Source organism: Halomonas sp. SIMBA_159 (assembly GCF_046536035.1).
Classification (GTDB): Bacteria; Pseudomonadota; Gammaproteobacteria; order Pseudomonadales; family Halomonadaceae; genus Vreelandella; species Vreelandella venusta_A.
Genome location: NZ_JAWJBT010000410.1, coordinates 1 through 278, shown reverse-complemented (window position 1 = coordinate 278; position 278 = coordinate 1). Strand labels below are relative to the sequence as shown.

The window sequence follows — 278 nt, the reverse complement described above, 5'->3', positions numbered from 1 at the left end:
CGGGGGGCTCGTCCGGGTTTTCCGGCACGGGCTCGGCGTCGCACTCGGGCTCGGGGTCCGGCTGGGGCACGGGTTCGGGCTCGGGCTCGGCGCCGGATTCGCGCTCGGGTTCTGGCTCAGGACGCTCCGGCCGGTCGAGCACGAGGGGCTCGATCGGCCCTGAGGCGTTGAGCGCCTCGAGCTCGTGCATTCGTTCGAGGGCGACCGCAGCGGATCCGCCGATGACGACGAGCATGGCGTAGCCGCGATCGGCGAACTCCGACGCGATGCGCCACCAG

The 278-nt window shown here is 73.0% G+C and carries 1 pseudogene; it reads right to left on the bottom strand.

From position 1 onward, the window contains the following. Positions 1 to 278 (bottom strand): annotated as a pseudogene (locus R0J87_RS19820) (hypothetical protein); the annotation flags it as partial.